The organism is Mesorhizobium sp. WSM4848 (assembly GCF_055811375.1).
In genome coordinates this window covers 1-17020 of sequence record NZ_JBVVPX010000018.1, presented here as the reverse complement: position 1 = coordinate 17020, position 17020 = coordinate 1, and the positions used below count along the sequence as shown (strand labels likewise).

The following is a 17020-nucleotide window of genomic DNA, read 5'->3' as shown; positions in this document are numbered from 1 at the left end:
CTCTGGCTATCTGAAGTTCACAAGGGCATGGCAGCCGGGGCGGACGGATCATCGCGCGGCCGGCAGAGCACCATGAGGGAAAAGCCGCCCAGCAACAGCGCGCAGGTAGCGGGGGCAACGCTGCCTATCAGTTTGCGCACTGGGTTGAGCAATTTGGTGCGCAGAGCCCTCGTGGAAAGGTTAGCCTCGCCCGCCACATCGGTAAAGTGCCAATCGACCACCGTGTAACCCGTGTCCTCAAGCGTCGCAAGCGCGGTCTCGCGCGTGAAATAATGGAGATGCCCCACCTTCTGACGTGCGTGCATGTAAGCTCGCCGAACCAGTCCCTGAACGTGAAGGTCCAAAGGGATATGAAAAACGTGATAGCGGCCGTGCGGGCGCAGTGCCCGCAAAAAGCCCATATAGTCTTCAACATGTTCGAAGACGTCGATCAGCATGACAAGGTCATGCACTGACTTGGTCGCCAGAAAATCCTCGTGGTGGAAGATCGCGCCAGCCGCCTTTTGCAGCGGCCAGAGTTTTGCTGCGTCTTCGGAAATATCGTATCCATGAATAGGTCTGCCCGGATATTTCGCGGCCAATTCGCCGACGATGCCGCCGCTGCCGCAGCCGACCTCAACCGCGTCGCGCCAGGCAACATTGTTGCGCTCCAGGATGTTTGCGATCTCGCGCGCCTTCCAGGCTGTATCGGCCAGATGCCAGTCAGGATTGTTGGCAAGGTACTGACTGTCCGAGTAGATGTCAGCCGCGGTATCAGTGACGGTTATCGGCCGCGCTTCTTCGACCCCTTTAGCCGACATCACGATCTTCCTTCTCACAAATGAACGACACTGGGCGACCGGCTTCGACGGCATCAATGGGCGCACCGGTGTTTCTGGCGGGCGCCCGAATCGCGCCACCTCCGGCCAAGGCGCTAGGATCCAGCTCAACCGCCGTGCCCTGCCATCCATCGGCCGCCGACGCAAGAGACAGGATTCGATTGCCCAAGCCGAGATCAAAGGCTCGCCCAGGCTGCTTCGGCAAATTGCCGCGCAACTCGGCACTTCCATGATAGCGGCGCGCCGGCATCGATTTCAGTTGATGGAAGTACGCAAAGTCGGCCTGTTCCGGCTGACCAGGCAACAACCTGCGCACAGCGTCTTCAGAGTCGAGAAAATTGCTGGAGCCCATCAGCCAAAATGTCCCAAACTGCAAGTCACAAAACCGGCTGCAGACAATTCCAATCCAAGGATCAATCTTCACTCCCCAGCGGGTTTCCCTTGGCGGTCCGCTTGTCTCTTTTGACGCATGAGATTGACCGCAATTTGCAACATTCCCTGACGAAATGTGGAGCACAGGAAATCACACCGTTGCGACCTCTGTATATTCGTCCGATCGACAATTGTCACACTACCAAGCTTGGGTCTGAGCAGATCCGGTTCTGTTGCTCGCGCCGAGGCAAATCCGCCTGTCTATTGGCGGATCGCCTAAAGGCGATCCCAGGAAATGTGGAACGGTTTTTCCAGAACTGCCTCAATGCAGCACCAACATGTCGCCCGACGAGAACGAAATCTCGGCCTTTTCGCCGACGGCGGGCGGCGGGGTGGCCGGGCTGTTGAACGTGTCGAGCGACACCGTGCTGCCGCCGATGCCGACCCGAACCCGGATGACCGAGCCGAGGAAATGCACTTCGGTGATCTCGCCCGAAAGGCTCGCGTCGCGGCCGGGATGGCGGCCGAGCGAAATCGCCTCGGGCCGCAGCGCCAAGGACAGCGTGTCGCCGGACTTGGAGCCGTTTAGCTTTCCCTGCAGCGAGACCTCTTGCGAATTGACGCGCACTTTGCCCGAGGCTGCATCGGTGACGGTGCCTTCGAGCACGTTCAGCGTGCCGACGAAATTGGCGACGAACTTGGTCGCCGGCCGGTTGTAGATCTCGAACGGCGTGCCGACCTGCTCGGCCTTGCCGCCATACATGACGGCGATGCGGTCGGAGATCGACAACGCCTCTTCCTGGTCGTGGGTGACGAAGACGGTGGTGATGCCGAGCTTCTTCTGGATCGAGCGGATTTCCTCGCGCAGCGATACGCGCACCTTGGCGTCGAGCGCCGACAGCGGTTCGTCGAGCAGCAGGAGCTTCGGCTTCGGCGCAATCGCCCGCGCCAGCGCGATACGCTGCTGCTGGCCGCCGGAGAGCTGATAGGGATAGCGGTCGCCCATCTGCGGCAGCTTGATGAGGTCGAGCATCTCGGCAACGCGCCTGTCGGCATCGGCCTTTGGCATGCCCGCGACCTTCAGCCCGAAGCCGATGTTTTGCGCCACGGTCAGGTTCGGAAACAGCGCGTAGGCCTGGAACACCATGCCGACATTGCGCTGGTTGGGCTTGAGCCGGGTGATGTCCTTGCCGGCGACGACGATCTTGCCGGCGCTCGGCTCCTCAAAGCCGGCGACCATGCGCAGCACCGTCGTCTTGCCGCAGCCCGACGGCCCGAGGAACGAGACGAATTCGCCAGGCTCGACGTCGAGGTTGAAGTCCTGGACGACGGTGGTGGCGCCGAAGGATTTTCGAAGCTGCTGGATGGAGAGGAATGGCTCGGCCATGGCTTTTTTCTTTCGGTCAGTACTTTTCGATCAGTTTGGCCGGTTCGCCGATCGCGGCGCAAAACGCGACAGGATCTGGATCAGCGACATGCAGCCCCAGGTGATGGCGAACGAAATGAGCGCCAGTGCCGACGGCTCATAGGCACTGTTGGCGCCGATGTTCTGCAGATAGGGGCCGAAGGCTGGGCGATTCAACAGCGAGGCCATGGTGAACTCGCCGATGACGATGGCAAAACTCAGGAACGCGCCGGATAAGACGGCGATCAGCACGTTCGGCAGGATGATGCGGGCGATGATCGTGGTCCAGCCGGCGCCGAGGATTTGTGCGGCTTCGGTGAGCGTTCTGACGTCGATGGTCCTGAGACCGGTATCGACCGCCCGGTACATATAAGGCAGCGCCAGCACTGCATAGCCAATGACCAGCAGAGCATCGGTGCCGCGCGCTGTCGCCAGAAAAGGCAACGCTGCGTTCGAACCGAACATTCTGATGTAGCCGAAGACGATGACGATAGCGGGGATAACCAGCGGAAGCAGGGTGATGAACTCTACGACCGGCCGCAGTTGCGGTAGCCGCAGCCGTATCCAGTAAGCCGTCGGGACAACGAGGAGCACGCCCAAAAGGATGGTGAAGACCGCCACAACGACGGAATAGGTAAATGTCGCCTGGAAATTCGGATCTTCGAGCACCGAGCGGTAGGCGTCAAAGGAGTATTCCCCTCGCCGCTTACGCAACGAGAATTCAAAGGTCGCCAAAAGCGGCAGGACAAAATAAGTGGTTCCCACGCCAAAAACCAGCCAGGCCCAAAAACGGCTGCCTTGCTTCATTTCAGCCACCGTTCGGCTCGCCGCTGGAACAAAATGTAGAAGAGATTAGCCAGGCCGGTGATGACGATCATGCCGAATGCGAGCGCATAGCCTAGATTCGGATTGTACAGCACGTCGCCGCGAATCTGCGCGAACAGCTGGATGGGCACGATGTTGAGTGACGGCCCCGTCAGTGCATAGGCCGTTGCGACCGCCCCGAACGCGTTGGCAAAGAGCAGGACCGTCGTACCGAGAAAACTCGGCCATAACACCGGGATCACCACCATGCGCCAATATTGCCAATTGGTTGCGCCGAGCGTGGCGGCAGCTTCGCCCCATTCCTTCTTCAACCCATCGACCGCCGGCGTGATGATGACGATCATCAATGGAATCTGGAAATAGAGGTAGGTGAGGATCAGGCCCCAAAACGAAAAGATACTGAAGCCGAGCGAATAGATGTTAATGCCGAAAATGTCTCGCAACAGGATCGTCGCCACGCCGAGCCGGCCTAGCGTCGCAATGAACGAGAATGCCAGCGGCACGCCGGCGAAATTCGAGGCTACGCCAGAGAAGGTCAAGGTTGCCGAGCGTAACCACGACGGCAAGCCGCCGCGAATCACCGCCACCGCCATGGCCAGGCCGATCAAAGCGCCAAGGACCGCAGAAACAAGGCTGATCTGAATGGATACCCAATAGGCGGCTGCGAGCTTGGGTTGCGACAACGCTATGATGTTGTCGAGCGTATAGTCGCCGGCTGCATTTTTGAACGCGCCCGCGATCAGCCCTACGGTGGGCAAGATCAGAAAGAGCAGTGCGAAAACGAAGAACGGAGCTATGCCTAACCAATGCAGCGGCAGCCGAACGCGGCTGATCTCCGGCGCGCCAGGGCTGACGCGGGCTGTCTGGGACATTGTGGAGTCTGCCATGGACTTCCCGAACTTGGCATAGGGCGCCGGCCGGCGAACCGGCCGGCGCCCTATGAATTACTTCACGACGGCGCCAACGACGGCGTCCCAGTTCGTGCTGATTTCCTTCTTGGCGGCGTTCTGCTCTTCCAAGGTTGGGAAGATCGCTTTTTCGTAGTTCTCGGCGGCCGGCAGCTTGTCCAGCATCTCCTTCGGGATCACGCCCTTCTTGGCGAGGTCATTGAAGCGGATCGGGTGGCAGTAGCCCTTCAGCCAGCCGAGCTGGCCTTCGTCCGAGTAGAGATACTCCATCCACAGCTTGGCGGCGTTCGGATGCGGCGCATAGGCGCTGATCGCCTGTACGTAGACGCCTGCGACCACTGCGCTCTTTGGCACGACGATTTCGATTTCCGGATTGCCGGCCATCTTGTCGCGCATGGCGAGCAGGTTGTAGTCCCAGTTCATCACGATCGGTGTCGTGCCCTGGGCGACAGCTGCCGCTTCACCGTCGACCGGAACGAAGTTGCCGGCGTCGTTGAGCTGCTTGAAGAACTGCAGACCCTTGGCGGCAGCATCCTGGCCGCCCGTACCGCCAGCCGCGAGGCCCGAAGCGTAAACCGATATGACCGCGTTGTTCGACGAGCGCGGGTCACCGGCGAGCGCCACCGAGTTGGCGTATTCCGGCTTCTGCAGGTCGGCCCAGTCCTGTGGCGCGTTCTGCACGACGGCCTTGTTCACGCCGAAGGCGAGCACGCCATAGTAGTCGCCGTACCAGTAGCCATCGGCATCCTTGGCGCTGTCAGGGATCGTATCCCAAGTCGACACCTTGTAGGGCTGGATCAGGCTGTCTGCCTTGGCGGACGGGCCGAAAGACAGGCCGACGTCGATGACATCAGGCGCTTGCGGGCCCTTATTGTCCTTGTTGGCCTTGATCGCCTCGATCTCGTCGCCGGAGCCGGCATCGGGATTGAGCTCGTTGACGGTGATTTCCGGATATTTCGCCTTGAAGCCGGCGATGACGTCGCCGTAGCCGCACCAGCTGTGCGGCAGCGCGATGGTGGTGAGCTGGCCTTCCGCCTTGGCGGCGGCGATCAGTTCATCCATGGACTGCGCCGACGAGATGGCAGAGGTCGCCATCAGGGCGACGGCCGTAAGGGAAAGCACTTTCCCCGTGAATTTGAACATTTGTTCTCTCCGTTGAACTGACGCCGTTGGACGCCTGCGATGCGGTATCGTTTTCGTGTGACAGCCCGATGAAAGCTTTGTGAAAGCGATGCCCTGCAGTACGAAAAAGTAAACTCTTTTTAACCGGGTGTAGCAATCGCTCAGCGATTATTTTTCCGGCTAACGAATTTCGGTCTTACCTTTCATCCCTTCCCCTTTCTTTGCCCTCATTTCCCAGATCAATTTTCGGCGCGAAAACCGTCTCAGACGGTGCCGGCAATGGCATTGTCGAGCAGCGTCAGCGCCGCCTTCCTGGTCAGCTTGACCGGGTTGCCGCCGGCGGTCGGATCGACCACCGCCATGTCGGCGATCAGGCCCTTGCGCTTCTTGTCCATGTCGAACCCCTTGATCAGGCCCGGCAGCGCGTGCGGCACCTTTAATTCCTTGCGCAGCTTGATGACGGCCTTGGCGAAACCGTCGAAGCCGCCCTTGATGCCGCAGTAAGCCGCGAGCCGGGCGATGCGCGCCTCGATGGCGTCGCGGTTGAAGGCCAGCACATAAGGCATGAACACGGCATTGGTCATGCCGTGATGGGTGTCGTAAAGCGCGCCGATCGGATGCGACAGCGAGTGGATGGCGCCCAGCCCCTTCTGGAAGGCGGCAGCGCCCATCGCGGCCGCGCTCATCATGTGGGCGCGGGCGACGAGATCCTTGCCATTGGCGAAGGCCTTCGGCAGGTTCTCGAAGACAAGCCGCACGCCTTCGACCGCGATGCCGTCGGCCATCGGATGATAGCCCGGCGCGCAATAGGCTTCGAGGCAATGGGCGAGCGCATCCATGCCGGTGCCCGCGGTGATGAAGCCGGGCATACCGACCGACAGTTCCGGATCGGCGATGACGATGGCCGGCAAAAGTTTCGGATGGAAGATCACCTTCTTGGTGTGGGTCGCTTCATTGGTGATGACGCCGGCGCGGCCGACTTCCGAGCCGGTGCCGGCCGTGGTCGGCACGGCGATGATCGGTGCGATCGCGTCGGCGTTGGCGCGCGTCCACCAGTCGCCGATATCCTCGAAGTCCCAGACCGGCCGCGTCTGACCGGCCTGAAAAGCGATCAGCTTGCCGAGGTCGAGCGCCGAGCCGCCGCCAAAGGCGATGACGCCGTCATGCTTGCCCTTCTTGAACACGGCAATGCCGGCGGTCAGGTTGGAGTCCACCGGATTCGGCTTGACCTCGGAAAACACGCCATAGGGTACCTTGGCATCGTCGAGGATCTTCAACGTCGAAGCGACGACCGGAAGTTTGGCCAGCCCCGGATCGGTGACGAAGAGCGGCCGCTTGATGCCGGTGGCTTCAAGCACATCAGGCAATTCCTTGATGCGCCCCGCGCCGAAGCGCACGGTTGTCGGATAGTTCCATTTGGAAATCAATTTTGTCATTTCTGTCTTTCAAAAAAATCAGATGGCTTCACGCAGATGATATGATTTCGGCCTCGTCAGATTGTCGTAGCCGATGGCCGACAGCGCCGCGCCCTTGCCGGTGTCCTTGACGCCAGTCCAGACCAGCGCCGGATCGAGATAGTCGCAGCGGTTCATGAACACGGTGCCGGTCTCGACGCGATCACCGATCGCCGCCGCATGCTCGGTGTCGCTGGTCCAAATCGAGGCCGTCAGACCGTAGGGGCTGTCGTTCATCAGCGCGATCGCCTCCTCGTCGTTGCGCACCTGCATGATGCCGACGATCGGCCCAAAGCTCTCCTCGCGCATGACGCTCATCTGGTGATCGACCCCGGTCAGCACTTCCGGCGCCAGATAGGGCGAGCCCGGCTCGTCATTGGCCACCTTCATGTTGATATGCGCCCTGGCGCCCTTGCGCAGGGCCTCGGCCTTCTGCTCGCGGATCAGGTCGGCGAAGCGCGCCTGTGCCATCGGCCCCATCGTCGTCGCCTGGTCGAGCGGGTTGCCGACAACGTAGTTCCTGGTTTCGGCGATGAAGCCTTCGACGAATTCGTCATAGACCTTCTCGTGGACATAGACGCGCTCGATGCCGCAGCAGCACTGGCCGGAATTGTAGAAGGCGCCGTCGACCAGGTTAGCGACGGCATGGTCGATCTTGGCATCGGCCAGGACATAGGCCGGATCCTTGCCGCCGAGTTCAAGGCCGAGCGTCATGAAGGTGCCGGCTGCGGCCTTTTCGATGGCGCGGCCGCCGGCGACCGAGCCGGTGAAATTGACATGATCGATCTTGCCCGAACCGAGCAGTTTTTCGGTCTGCGCATGGTTTATGACAAGGTTCTGGAACAGACCCTTGGGCAGGCCTGCTTTGTCGAACGCCTGTTGAAAGCGTTCGCCGACCAGCAGCGTCTGCGCCGCATGCTTGAGGATGACGGCGCTGCCGGCCATCAGCGCCGGCACGATCGTGTTGACGGCGGTGAGATAGGGATAGTTCCACGGCGCGATCACCATGACCATGCCGAGCGGGAGCTTCTTCACATAGCGGCGAAACCCGTCCTTGGGATTGGGGGCCATCACCGGATTGAGTGCCGCTTCGGCGATCTCGACCATGTAGCTGGCGCGTTCCCTGACGCCGCCGAACTCGCCGCCATACCGCACCGGGCGGCCCATCTGCCAGGCGATCTCCGGCACGATCTCGTCGGTCATGCCGACCAGCGCTTCCAGCATGGCGAGCATGTACTTGCCGCGCTCGACGATCGGCGTCTCAGCCCATTTCTCCTGCGCCGCCCTGGCCCGCTCGACCGCGGCATTGATCGCCTGGTCCGTGGCCACAGGCCGTTCGGCATAGATCGAACCATCGACGGGAGATTTTATTTTCACGGTTTCCAAGGGGTGCTCCAATTAGCAGGCTAGTGTACGCAGATGGCCGTTGCGACCGTAGCGGAGGATAGGCTCGTCGCGCGTCACCAGGATCATGTCCAAGGCTCTCGCGCTTGCCATCAGTATCCTATCCATGGGATCGCCATGAGGCGGCCCAGGCAAGTTGGAAGATGCAATCAGGATGGCGGGTGAGACAGCGCTGAGCTTTGCCGACATTCGCTCGATGAACCGCTCCACAAAGTCGAGGGGCGTCAATGGTAGGTTGAGTCGGCCCTTGGCTACGCCAATCCCGATTTCCCATGCCGACATCGGCGAGAGATAGAGACGACCATCATAGGCCGCCTCCGAAATCTCACGGGTTGCTTGCGGATCAAGCGGACTGTCGTTCGCGACAAAGATTATCGCACATGTATCCAGAAGCAGGTTTGGCGCTTCGCTCATTTACGCGCCGCAAGTTTGCCATCGCGCGCCTCGCCGCCCAGATAGCCGGAATCCCACGGCTCGTCGTCGAAAGGTTTGGTAATATCAAATCCCGCTTCGATTGTTATCAGGCCCTTCATGAAACCAAATCCGGGGTGGCGATCCGCGCGCGCTTCGTTTGGCGCGGCGGACGCACTGGACGGCGCCGGATTGGGCATTTTGCGCACGCGGCGAAATACCAGTTTCCCACTGCCTATATTGACGGATTCGGTCTCGAACCCAGCCTCGAGCCACTCCCTTGTCATGGGATTGTTGCTCGGATTGTTGCTCCACCACGCAGGGTATTGTTTTGATGCGGGCAGCGGCAGATTGAGCACTCTCTCGATTTCAGCGAATGACATCGGCACGCGATCGACCTTTTGGGCAACGAGAAAATCCCTGAGCGGTGCATATTTGGACATTGCAAACCTCCTCGACGAAGCGCGGTTGCAGTTTACAAATAGTATTGCACCAAACCTAACATTGTCAACATTTAACAGCTTTATGGAGCTTTAATACCGCTCGAACCCCCTATGCAGTTCCCAATCGGTAATGCGGCGGTCGTATTCGAACTGCTCCCAGTGCGCCGTATGGACATAATGCTCGAGCACGCCGTCGCCGAGCGCCTGCTTCAGCATCTCCGATTTTGCCAGCGTCTCGGTGGCATCACGCAGGGTCTTCGGAATTTCCGGCAGCTGCGAGGCTTGATAGGCATCGCCGACGAAGGGTTTTTGCAGTTCAAGCTTTTCGTCGATGCCGGCCAGGCCGGCCGCGATCAGCGCGGCGAAGGCGAGATAGGGGTTGAGGTCGGCGCCGCCGATGCGGCATTCCATGCGGATGCCCTTGGTGCCCTCGCCGCACAGGCGGAAACCGGCGGTGCGGTTGTCCTCGCTCCACATGATCTTGGTCGGCGCGAAGGTGCCGGCCTGGAAGCGCTTGTAGGAGTTGACGTAGGGCGCCAGAAACCAGGTGAATTCCCTGGCGTATTTGAGCTGGCCCGCCGCCCATTGCTGGCCGAGCGTCGACAGTGTCCATTCGGCCTTTTTGTCGTAGAAAAGCGGCGTTTCGCCGCCGGCGCTCCACAGCGAATTGTGGATGTGGCTGGAATTGCCGGCCAGCCCGTAATTGTACTTGGCCATGAACGAGACCGCCTTGCCTTCAGACTCGGCGATTTCCTTGGCGCCGTTCTTCAGGATGACGTGGCGGTCGGCCATCTCGAGCGCCTCGGCATAGCGGACATTGATTTCTTCCTGGCCCGGACCCCACTCGCCCTTGGAGTTCTCGATCGGAATGCCGGCCGCCTGCATGTCGTTGCGCAGCCGGCGCATGACGCCTTCTTCCTTGGTGGTGATGCCGATCTGGTAGTCGCCGATATAGGGCGAGGCTGTGTCGAGGCCCTGCCAGTGCTTCTTGCGGGCGGAATCGTAGGTTTCGCTGAACAGATAGAATTCGAGCTCGGAGGCGAAATAGCCGAGGTAGCCGCGTTCGCTCAGCCGCTTGACCTGCTTCTTCAGGATGGCGCGCGGCGAATGCGGCAGGTCGTCATGGGTGTGGTGGTCGAGCACGTCGCAGATCACCAGCGCCGTCTTTTCCAGCCAGGGAATGCGCCGCAGCGTCGACATATCCGGCTTCATGACGAAGTCGCCATAGCCTTTCGACCAGCTCGCCGCCTTGTAGCCGGGCACCGGTTCCATATCGATGTCGGCGGCCAGGAGGTAGTTGCAGCCATGCGTCTCGTCATGGGCGGAATCGACGAAATACTGTGCCAGGAACCGCTTGCCCGCCAGCCGCCCCTGCATGTCGACAATACACGCCAGCACCGTATCGACCTCACCGCTGGAGACTGCTCTCTTCAACTGATCGAACGAAAAATTTCCGGCCATTTAAAACTCCAGCGTCCAGGTTCGCAAAGCCGCCCGCCGAAGCGGGCGGCCTTGTTTGCAGTCTCAATCAGCCGTAGCGATAGGGCGCCCCGGCCTTCCTCATCGATTCGTTGTACTTCTTGATGATGTCGACGACCTTTGCGCTGCGCTCGCTCTGCGCGGCGATCTCGTCCCAGAACTTTACGGCCTCTTCCTCGACCTTCGACCATTCTGCATCCGGAATGGTGGTGAGCTCAAGCTTGCCAGTGTTGCGGTAGTTGGCTTCACCAGCCCAGTACCAATGCTGGCGGTAGTAGTGTGAGGCGTCGATTGCCAGGCGGAAGAGCTGCTGCAGATGCTCGGGCACAGCCTTCCACTTCCCGGTATTGACAAAGTAGGAGCCGGCCCAGGCGCCCGACAGCGGGTTCGTCAGGTAGTATTTCAGCGCGTCGGCCCAGCCCACGGTATGCATCTCTGTGATGCCGCACCAGCACACACCGTCGAGTTCTCCGGTCTGCATGGCGGGTTGCACGTCCTCGTAGGGAAGCGACACCGGCACCACGCCGAAGCGCGACAGGAACTGGCCGCCGGTGGGGAAGGTGTAGACACGCAGGCCCTGCAGGTCGGCGAGGGACTTTATCGGCTTTGTCGTGCCGAAGTTGCAGGGGTCCCAGGCGCCGGTGGAGAGCCATGTCACGTCGGGAATCTCGGCATAGGCCTCTTCCCAGATCTCCTTCAGACCGTGCCAGTGCCACAGCGCCGGCACATCGAGGGAATAGCGCGCCGCGAGCGGGAAATAAGCGCCGAACACCTTGACGTCGACCGGTGCGGCGGCGGAATCGTCGTCGCTCTGGGCCGCATCGATCGTGCCCGACTGGACAGCACGAAACAGCTCGCCCTGCGGGACGAGTTGATCTGCGGTGTAGAGCTCGATCACCATCTCGCCATTGGCGGCTTTGTTGAACCAGTCGATCGAGTTCTTGATGACGTGCTCGGCCAAGGCCGGGCCGGCATAGGTCTGCAGGCGCCATGTTATCGGGCTCTGTGCCTTAACGTAGGGCATGGACAGCGTGGACGCACCGACAGCGCCCGCGGTCGTCAATCCCGCTTTTCGCAGGAAATCGCGTTTGTTTATGTTTTTTGTTTGCTCAGTCATCGTTCCGTTCTCCTCTTCGACACCCCTGCATGCGTGCAGGTCCACTATTCCTGGGAAGCTCATCCTTCCTCTTTTGGTTTCCTCGACGCATCACCCATTTCCAGTTGCCTATCGTCCCGAATAGAGGCTTGGCAGCCACAGCGCGATCTGCGGGAAAATCATGATTATGATCAGCGACAGCACCATCAGGAAGAAGAATGGCACGATGGAGCGATAGATGTCGGCCAACGTGATCTCGGGCGGCGCCATTGCGCGCATCAGGAACAGATTATAACCGAAGGGCGGTGTGATGTACGCGATCTGGCAGGTGATCGTGTATAGGATGCCGAACCAGATCGGATTGAAGCCGAGGCTGATAACCAGCGGGATGTAGAGCGGCGCGACGATGACCAGCATCGCGGTGTCGTCGAGGAACATTCCCATGACGATGAAGGAGAGGAGCATCAGCACCAGGATGGTCCACGGGCTGAACTCCCATGTGTCGATCAACAGCGCCTTGACCGCCTTAACCGCGCCCAGCCCGTCATAGACCGAGCTGAAGCACAGCGCGCCGAGGATAATCCATAGGAACATGCAACTGATGCCAAGCGTGTTACGCGTAGCCGTCTCGAAGGATTTCCGGTTCAGGTTTCCCGCCCACCAGGCGCCGAGCGTTGCCAGCACCGCCCCCACGACCGAGCTTTCCACGAGGCTCGTCACTCCGGTCATGAACATGCCCATCATGACGGCGAAAATGGCAATCGGCAGCAGACCTTCCCTGAGCAGCGCAAATTTTTCAGCGCGCGTGATCAGCGCGCGCTCCTCGGCCGGCAGCGCCGGGCCGGCTTCCGGCTGGATGAGACAGCGCAAATAGACATAGACGCCGAAGATCAGCGCCATCAGCAGGCCAGGGCCGACCCCGGCCAGCCAAAGGTCCAGCACCGGCTGCCGGGCGATCATGGCGTAGAGCACCAGGACGACGCTCGGCGGTATCAGGATACCGAGCGAGGAACCTGCCTGGATGACACCGGTGACCATCGACTTGTCGTAGCCGTGGCGCAACAACTGCGGCAGAGCGATCGTCGCGCCGATCGCCATGCCGGCCACCGACAGGCCGTTGAGCGCGGCAACCAGCACCATCAGGCCGATCGTGCCCAGCGCCAGCCCACCGCGCACCGGCCCGAACCAGACGTGGAACATCCGGTAGAGGTCTCCCGCCAGGCCGGATTCCGACAGCATGTAGCCCATGAAGATGAAGAAGGGCACGGTGATCAGCGGGTACCAGTTCAATACCTGGAAGGAGGCGTTGAAGGGCATCTCGAAGGATCCCTGCCCCCACAGCCACAGGGCCGCCGCCGAACCGACGAAGCCGATGACGCCAAAGACGCGCTGTCCGGTGAAGAGCAGCACCATCATGGTTCCGAACATGAAAAGGGTGATCGCCTCGGAACTCATGCGATCGGCTTCCCGCGGGCAACGGCTACGTCTTTGATGAAGGTCGAGATGCACTGCAGCAACATCAGGAAGACGCCCGTCGTCATCACCACCTTGATCGGCCAGAGCACGGGCGACCAGGCCGAGTAGTTCTTCTGATTGTATTGGATGGCGTAATTTGTGCTCGACAGGCCACCACCGAGAAGCACGACCAGGAAGAAGATAACAAAAAGGATGGTGATGGCGTCGGTGATCGCACGCTTCCTTGCATTGAGGCGGCTATAGAAGAGGTCCATCCTCACATGTTGATCGAGTTGCAGGGCATAGGCGCCGCCTACCAGATAATAGGCGGAGAGCAGGAACTGCGACATTTCCAGCACCCAGTTGATCGGCACGCCGAAAATGATGCGCGACAGCGTCGAGTAGAGCAGGATCGCGCCCATGACGAACAGCAGGTACATGGCGACGCGTCCGACGCGATAGTTTATCGCGTCAACGTAGCGGACGAAAAGCTGTGCGGCTTGGGGCAATGCTCTCTTCCTGTCGAATTATCGGATCGGATTGGCGGGGAATTCCCTGCCGCGCCGCGGCAGGGAATCCGAACTCATTGATGGTTCTGGCGTGTGAATGCCAACGAAGATGCCCGCGAGCAGATCCGCCCATTTCCGCTGCCCGGCTTCGTCGGATATTTCGTCATTGCGGATTTCGATCATCGCGCAGGGTAGCCCCCGCGGGCGGGCGTGCCGTTCCAGCGTGAAATAGACGCGGTCGGCCGGCGAATAGGGCTCGTTGACGCCGACTGTGACGCCGGCGAGCCGCTGCAGCGCGGCGACAAGCGGCGCTGCCAGCCGACGATCCTCGTCATGGATGACGCCGATGTGCCAGGGCCGGCTCTTGCCGTTGTAGACCGGGTTGAAGGAATGGATTGAAACCAGCCGCGTCTCGAGCCCACGCGCCAGCCTTTTGTCGATGATGTCAGCGACCGCATCATGGAAGGGTTGCCAGGACAACGCGATGCGCAATGCGCGCTGCTTTTGCGACAGGCCGGCATTGCCCGGAATGGTTGTGGTCTCGCTGACCAGGGGCACCAGGTCCGGCGCATCCAGTGGCCGGTTGCAGTCGATGACAAGGCGCGAAGTGCAGGTCTCGACCAGGGTCGCGTCAAGCGCCGCGGCCATGCGGCGGGCGACCGGCAGCGCGCCGGGATCCCAGGCGATGTGGCGGGAAAGCTCTTCGGCAGCAAGGCCGAGCGTTCCGAATTCCGGCGGCAGGAAATTGGAGGCGTGGTCGCAGGTCAGCAAGAAAGGGCTCGATCCGCCGGGGTTCGTCACCCCTACGGTTTCAGGCGATGCAAGGCTGGCGGGCCGTGCTGTCTCCATTATCCTGTCGTCCCCGGGGAGCGCTGTATCGTATGTTACGTATTTTGCCTCATTGCGTCCCTGTGGATGATTTCATACAGTTTGTCGGGCTTTGTCAAACGCGATTTCGAAATGCGATTTCGGCAAACGGCCGGGCATGGAGAAAAGATGATTTCGAGCATTGCCGAACTGATCTCGGACCGCATCGGCACGATGCCGGCGGGCGAGCGCCGCGCAGCGCAAACGCTGATCGCCAGCTATCCGCTGATCGGCCTAAAGACGGTCGCCGAATTCTCGGCTGCCGCCGGCGTCTCCTCGCCGACGATCCTGCGTTTCGTCGCCCGGCTCGGCTTCCAGAACTACCCGGAGTTCCAGGCGGCGCTGCAGGACGAACTGGCGGCGCAACTGCAGTCGCCGGCGTCGCGCACGCTCAACCCGCCATCGCCGAACGGCGGCGCGGCGTCGCCGATGCTGGAGGCGACGCTCGACAACATGCGCGAGACGTTCAGGCACTTGTCCGACAAGCAGCTTGCCGACATCGTCGCAAAGCTTGCCGACCGGCGCGGCAAAACCTTCCTGATCGGCGGCCGCTTCACCGATCCGCTGGCGCGCTACATGGCCGCCCACCTCGCCATCATCCAGCCCAACGTCTTTCACCTCGCCGGACAGGAAAGCGTCTGGCGGGACCGGCTGATCGACATGGGCAAGCGCGACGTTCTGGTGATCTTCGACATCAGGCGCTACCAGGACAGCCTGGTCCGTTTCGCCGAAACGTCGCATCAGCGCGGCGTGCAGATCGTGCTGTTCACCGACCAGTGGCTGTCGCCGATCGCCCGCTTCGCCCGCCATGTCATCGCCGGGCGCACCGCCGTGCCCTCGGCCTGGGATTCTTCGGCGGCCCTTTTCGTCGTTGCCGAAACGCTTATCGGCGCCGTCACTCGGCAGCTCGAGGCCGACGGCGCCAAACGCATCCGCGAGTTGGAAAGCCTGCGGTAGGGCGCGGCCTGAACCGGCGGCATGATTGCTTCCGTGCCGGGAAGGCGAGCGCGCCAGGCCGCAATCGGGTAGGAGGGAGCCTTTCGGCGTCCCTCCTCCCACACCACCGTGCGTACGGTTCCGTACACGGCGGTTCGTGTCGCGCTCGGCTTGAGGTCCTCAATGCCCGCCGCCCTATTGGCGCCCAGCCTTATCTTGCGGGTTCCGCCCGCTACTTCCGACTAAGGCCCTCTCGCGAGGTATCTGCCCAAGGCGGTCGGAAATGAAGTCCGACCTCCATCGACACGTTCAGCCCTTCACCGGTTGGTCCGGCTACTACGGCCTCTGCTGACTTCTGCGATCCCATCCCGCCGCCTCACGACGTCGGTAGCACACCTGAAACCAGGGGCAGGTCGGCAGACCTCCCAGGGTAAGACGCGTGACCTTCGTGCCATATACCTGTCGCATCTACGGCCGCACCCTCCGGGTGATGTCGGGCTTCGGGCTTCATTGCTCCCTCGCCCGGATGCGGACGCCTCATATGCGCTTCCTGTTCGTCAGGCCGGCACTTTGCTTGCAGCTTCCTTCAGACCCCGCCTCGCGACGACGCCCTTGCTGTTCGGCTAGCGGTTCCCATCACCAGGGCCCGCAGAGGACTCCCACCTCCAAGTCATCGACCGGCTACCACCCCGGCCAAACGGTGCTTGCGCACCACGCGCCGCGCCATGCCGCAAACGCAAAACGGCCCGCGCGAGGCGGGCCGTTTTGTGGATTTGGTTGCGGGGACAGGATTTGAACCTGTGACCTTCAGGTTATGAGCCTGACGAGCTACCGGGCTGCTCCACCCCGCGTCAACTAGACGGCGAATGCCGGCCGGGCAGCCCGGACTTTTGTTTTGTCCGTCCTTGAGGCCTTCGGCCTTTGCGGGCGGACGGGGCGCTGCTCCACCCCGCGTCAACTTCGGAAGTAAGCTTTGGCTTACTGGATTCAAGCCGCCAACTGAAAGGGCCGCTTGCGCGGCCCGAGTTCCCGATTGGCGGGCCTGTTTTGGTAAGGAGAAGATTTGGATTTTGACAACGTGCGTTTTGCAGACCTGGCAGCGACCTACTCTCCCGCGTCTTGAGACGAAGTACCATCAGCGCTGGAGCGTTTCACGGCCGAGTTCGGAATGGGATCGGGTGCAGCCGCTCCGCCATAACCACCAGGTCGGCAAAGCGCACGTTGCTCGAGAAGCTTTTTGAGCGAATAGCCATGAGGGAGTAGCGAATAGGGAAGCCTATTTTCTGCTCTCTCTGAGCTGTTCGCTGGTCTTAATGTGTGCCAAGGCGACATTGCAGTCTGTTACGGGCGAAGCCCGCAAGCGCGACTGCGCGTCGCCGGTTTTCCGGCGCCCTCGCGGAGCATAGGCCCGTAAGGGCCGCTCATGCGTGAGCGCTGGCAAGACCATCTGACTTTGTCAGATGGGCATAGGGAATGAGAACGATCAAGCCGATCGAACTATTAGTACCGGTAAGCT

General features: G+C 61.0%; 16 protein-coding genes, 1 tRNA gene and 1 rRNA gene. 1 reads left to right on the top strand and 17 read right to left on the bottom strand.

Annotated elements, in window-relative coordinates; all coding sequences use genetic code 11:
* Positions 1-17 precede the first annotated feature (17 nt).
* The 15 genes from AC0L16_RS17685 to AC0L16_RS17615 form a co-directional block, all read right to left on the bottom strand.
* The gene (locus AC0L16_RS17685; protein WP_473622226.1) at positions 18-800 is read right to left on the bottom strand and encodes a class I SAM-dependent methyltransferase; all 783 of its coding nucleotides are present in this window, start codon (positions 798-800) and stop codon (positions 18-20) included.
* Entirely contained in the window at positions 790-1242 is a 453-nt protein-coding gene (locus AC0L16_RS17680) for a hypothetical protein (protein ID WP_473622225.1), read from the bottom strand. Before AC0L16_RS17680 ends, AC0L16_RS17685 begins: the two co-directional genes overlap by 11 nt.
* 270 nt (positions 1243-1512) lie before the next feature.
* Entirely contained in the window at positions 1513-2577 is a 1065-nt protein-coding gene (locus AC0L16_RS17675) for an ABC transporter ATP-binding protein (protein WP_473622223.1), read from the bottom strand.
* A gap of 30 nt (positions 2578-2607) precedes the next feature.
* On the bottom strand, positions 2608-3402 hold the full coding sequence (locus AC0L16_RS17670; protein WP_473622222.1) for an ABC transporter permease: 795 nt from the start codon (positions 3400-3402) through the stop codon (positions 2608-2610).
* Positions 3399-4292 (bottom strand): ABC transporter permease, encoded by an 894-nt coding sequence (locus tag AC0L16_RS17665; RefSeq protein ID WP_473622221.1) that lies wholly within the window; start codon positions 4290-4292, stop codon positions 3399-3401. Before AC0L16_RS17665 ends, AC0L16_RS17670 begins: the two co-directional genes overlap by 4 nt.
* A gap of 72 nt (positions 4293-4364) precedes the next feature.
* Complete coding sequence (locus AC0L16_RS17660) at positions 4365-5471, bottom strand: ABC transporter substrate-binding protein (RefSeq protein WP_473622219.1); 1107 nt, start codon at positions 5469-5471, stop codon at positions 4365-4367.
* A gap of 242 nt (positions 5472-5713) precedes the next feature.
* The gene (locus AC0L16_RS17655) at positions 5714-6886 is read right to left on the bottom strand and encodes an iron-containing alcohol dehydrogenase (RefSeq protein ID WP_473622218.1); all 1173 of its coding nucleotides are present in this window, start codon (positions 6884-6886) and stop codon (positions 5714-5716) included.
* 18 nt (positions 6887-6904) lie between these two features.
* Positions 6905-8290, bottom strand: a complete 1386-nt coding sequence (locus tag AC0L16_RS17650; protein WP_473622217.1) for an aldehyde dehydrogenase family protein — start codon at positions 8288-8290, stop codon at positions 6905-6907.
* 12 nt (positions 8291-8302) lie between these two features.
* The gene (locus AC0L16_RS17645) at positions 8303-8722 is read right to left on the bottom strand and encodes a type II toxin-antitoxin system VapC family toxin (RefSeq protein ID WP_473622215.1); all 420 of its coding nucleotides are present in this window, start codon (positions 8720-8722) and stop codon (positions 8303-8305) included.
* Positions 8719-9162, bottom strand: a complete 444-nt coding sequence (locus tag AC0L16_RS17640) for a DUF7662 domain-containing protein (RefSeq protein ID WP_473622214.1) — start codon at positions 9160-9162, stop codon at positions 8719-8721. The genes AC0L16_RS17645 and AC0L16_RS17640 overlap by 4 nt, the downstream gene beginning before the upstream one ends.
* 90 nt (positions 9163-9252) lie before the next feature.
* Positions 9253-10623 carry a glutamine synthetase family protein gene (locus AC0L16_RS17635; RefSeq protein WP_473622213.1) on the bottom strand — a complete coding sequence of 457 codons (1371 nt, stop codon included), beginning with the start codon at positions 10621-10623 and terminating at the stop codon, positions 9253-9255.
* 67 nt (positions 10624-10690) lie between these two features.
* Positions 10691-11758 carry a TRAP transporter substrate-binding protein gene (locus AC0L16_RS17630; protein ID WP_473622211.1) on the bottom strand — a complete coding sequence of 356 codons (1068 nt, stop codon included), beginning with the start codon at positions 11756-11758 and terminating at the stop codon, positions 10691-10693.
* A 108-nt stretch (positions 11759-11866) separates the two neighbouring features.
* On the bottom strand, positions 11867-13192 hold the full coding sequence (locus AC0L16_RS17625) for a TRAP transporter large permease (RefSeq protein WP_473622210.1): 1326 nt from the start codon (positions 13190-13192) through the stop codon (positions 11867-11869).
* On the bottom strand, positions 13189-13701 hold the full coding sequence (locus tag AC0L16_RS17620; protein ID WP_473622209.1) for a TRAP transporter small permease subunit: 513 nt from the start codon (positions 13699-13701) through the stop codon (positions 13189-13191). The genes AC0L16_RS17625 and AC0L16_RS17620 overlap by 4 nt, the downstream gene beginning before the upstream one ends.
* Before the next feature lie 18 nt (positions 13702-13719).
* Positions 13720-14550 (bottom strand): N-formylglutamate amidohydrolase, encoded by an 831-nt coding sequence (locus AC0L16_RS17615; protein WP_473622207.1) that lies wholly within the window; start codon positions 14548-14550, stop codon positions 13720-13722.
* A 147-nt stretch (positions 14551-14697) separates the two neighbouring features.
* Here AC0L16_RS17615 and AC0L16_RS17610 point away from each other — a divergent pair, with 147 nt between their 5' ends.
* Positions 14698-15525 carry a MurR/RpiR family transcriptional regulator gene (locus AC0L16_RS17610; RefSeq protein ID WP_473622206.1) on the top strand — a complete coding sequence of 276 codons (828 nt, stop codon included), beginning with the start codon at positions 14698-14700 and terminating at the stop codon, positions 15523-15525.
* Between the two features lie 753 nt (positions 15526-16278).
* Here AC0L16_RS17610 and AC0L16_RS17605 read toward each other — a convergent pair.
* Positions 16279-16355 (bottom strand) — tRNA-Met (locus AC0L16_RS17605).
* 240 nt (positions 16356-16595) lie between these two features.
* Positions 16596-16710: ribosomal RNA gene (gene rrf, locus AC0L16_RS17600) — 5S ribosomal RNA — on the bottom strand.
* Between the last annotated feature and the right edge of the window lie 310 nt (positions 16711-17020).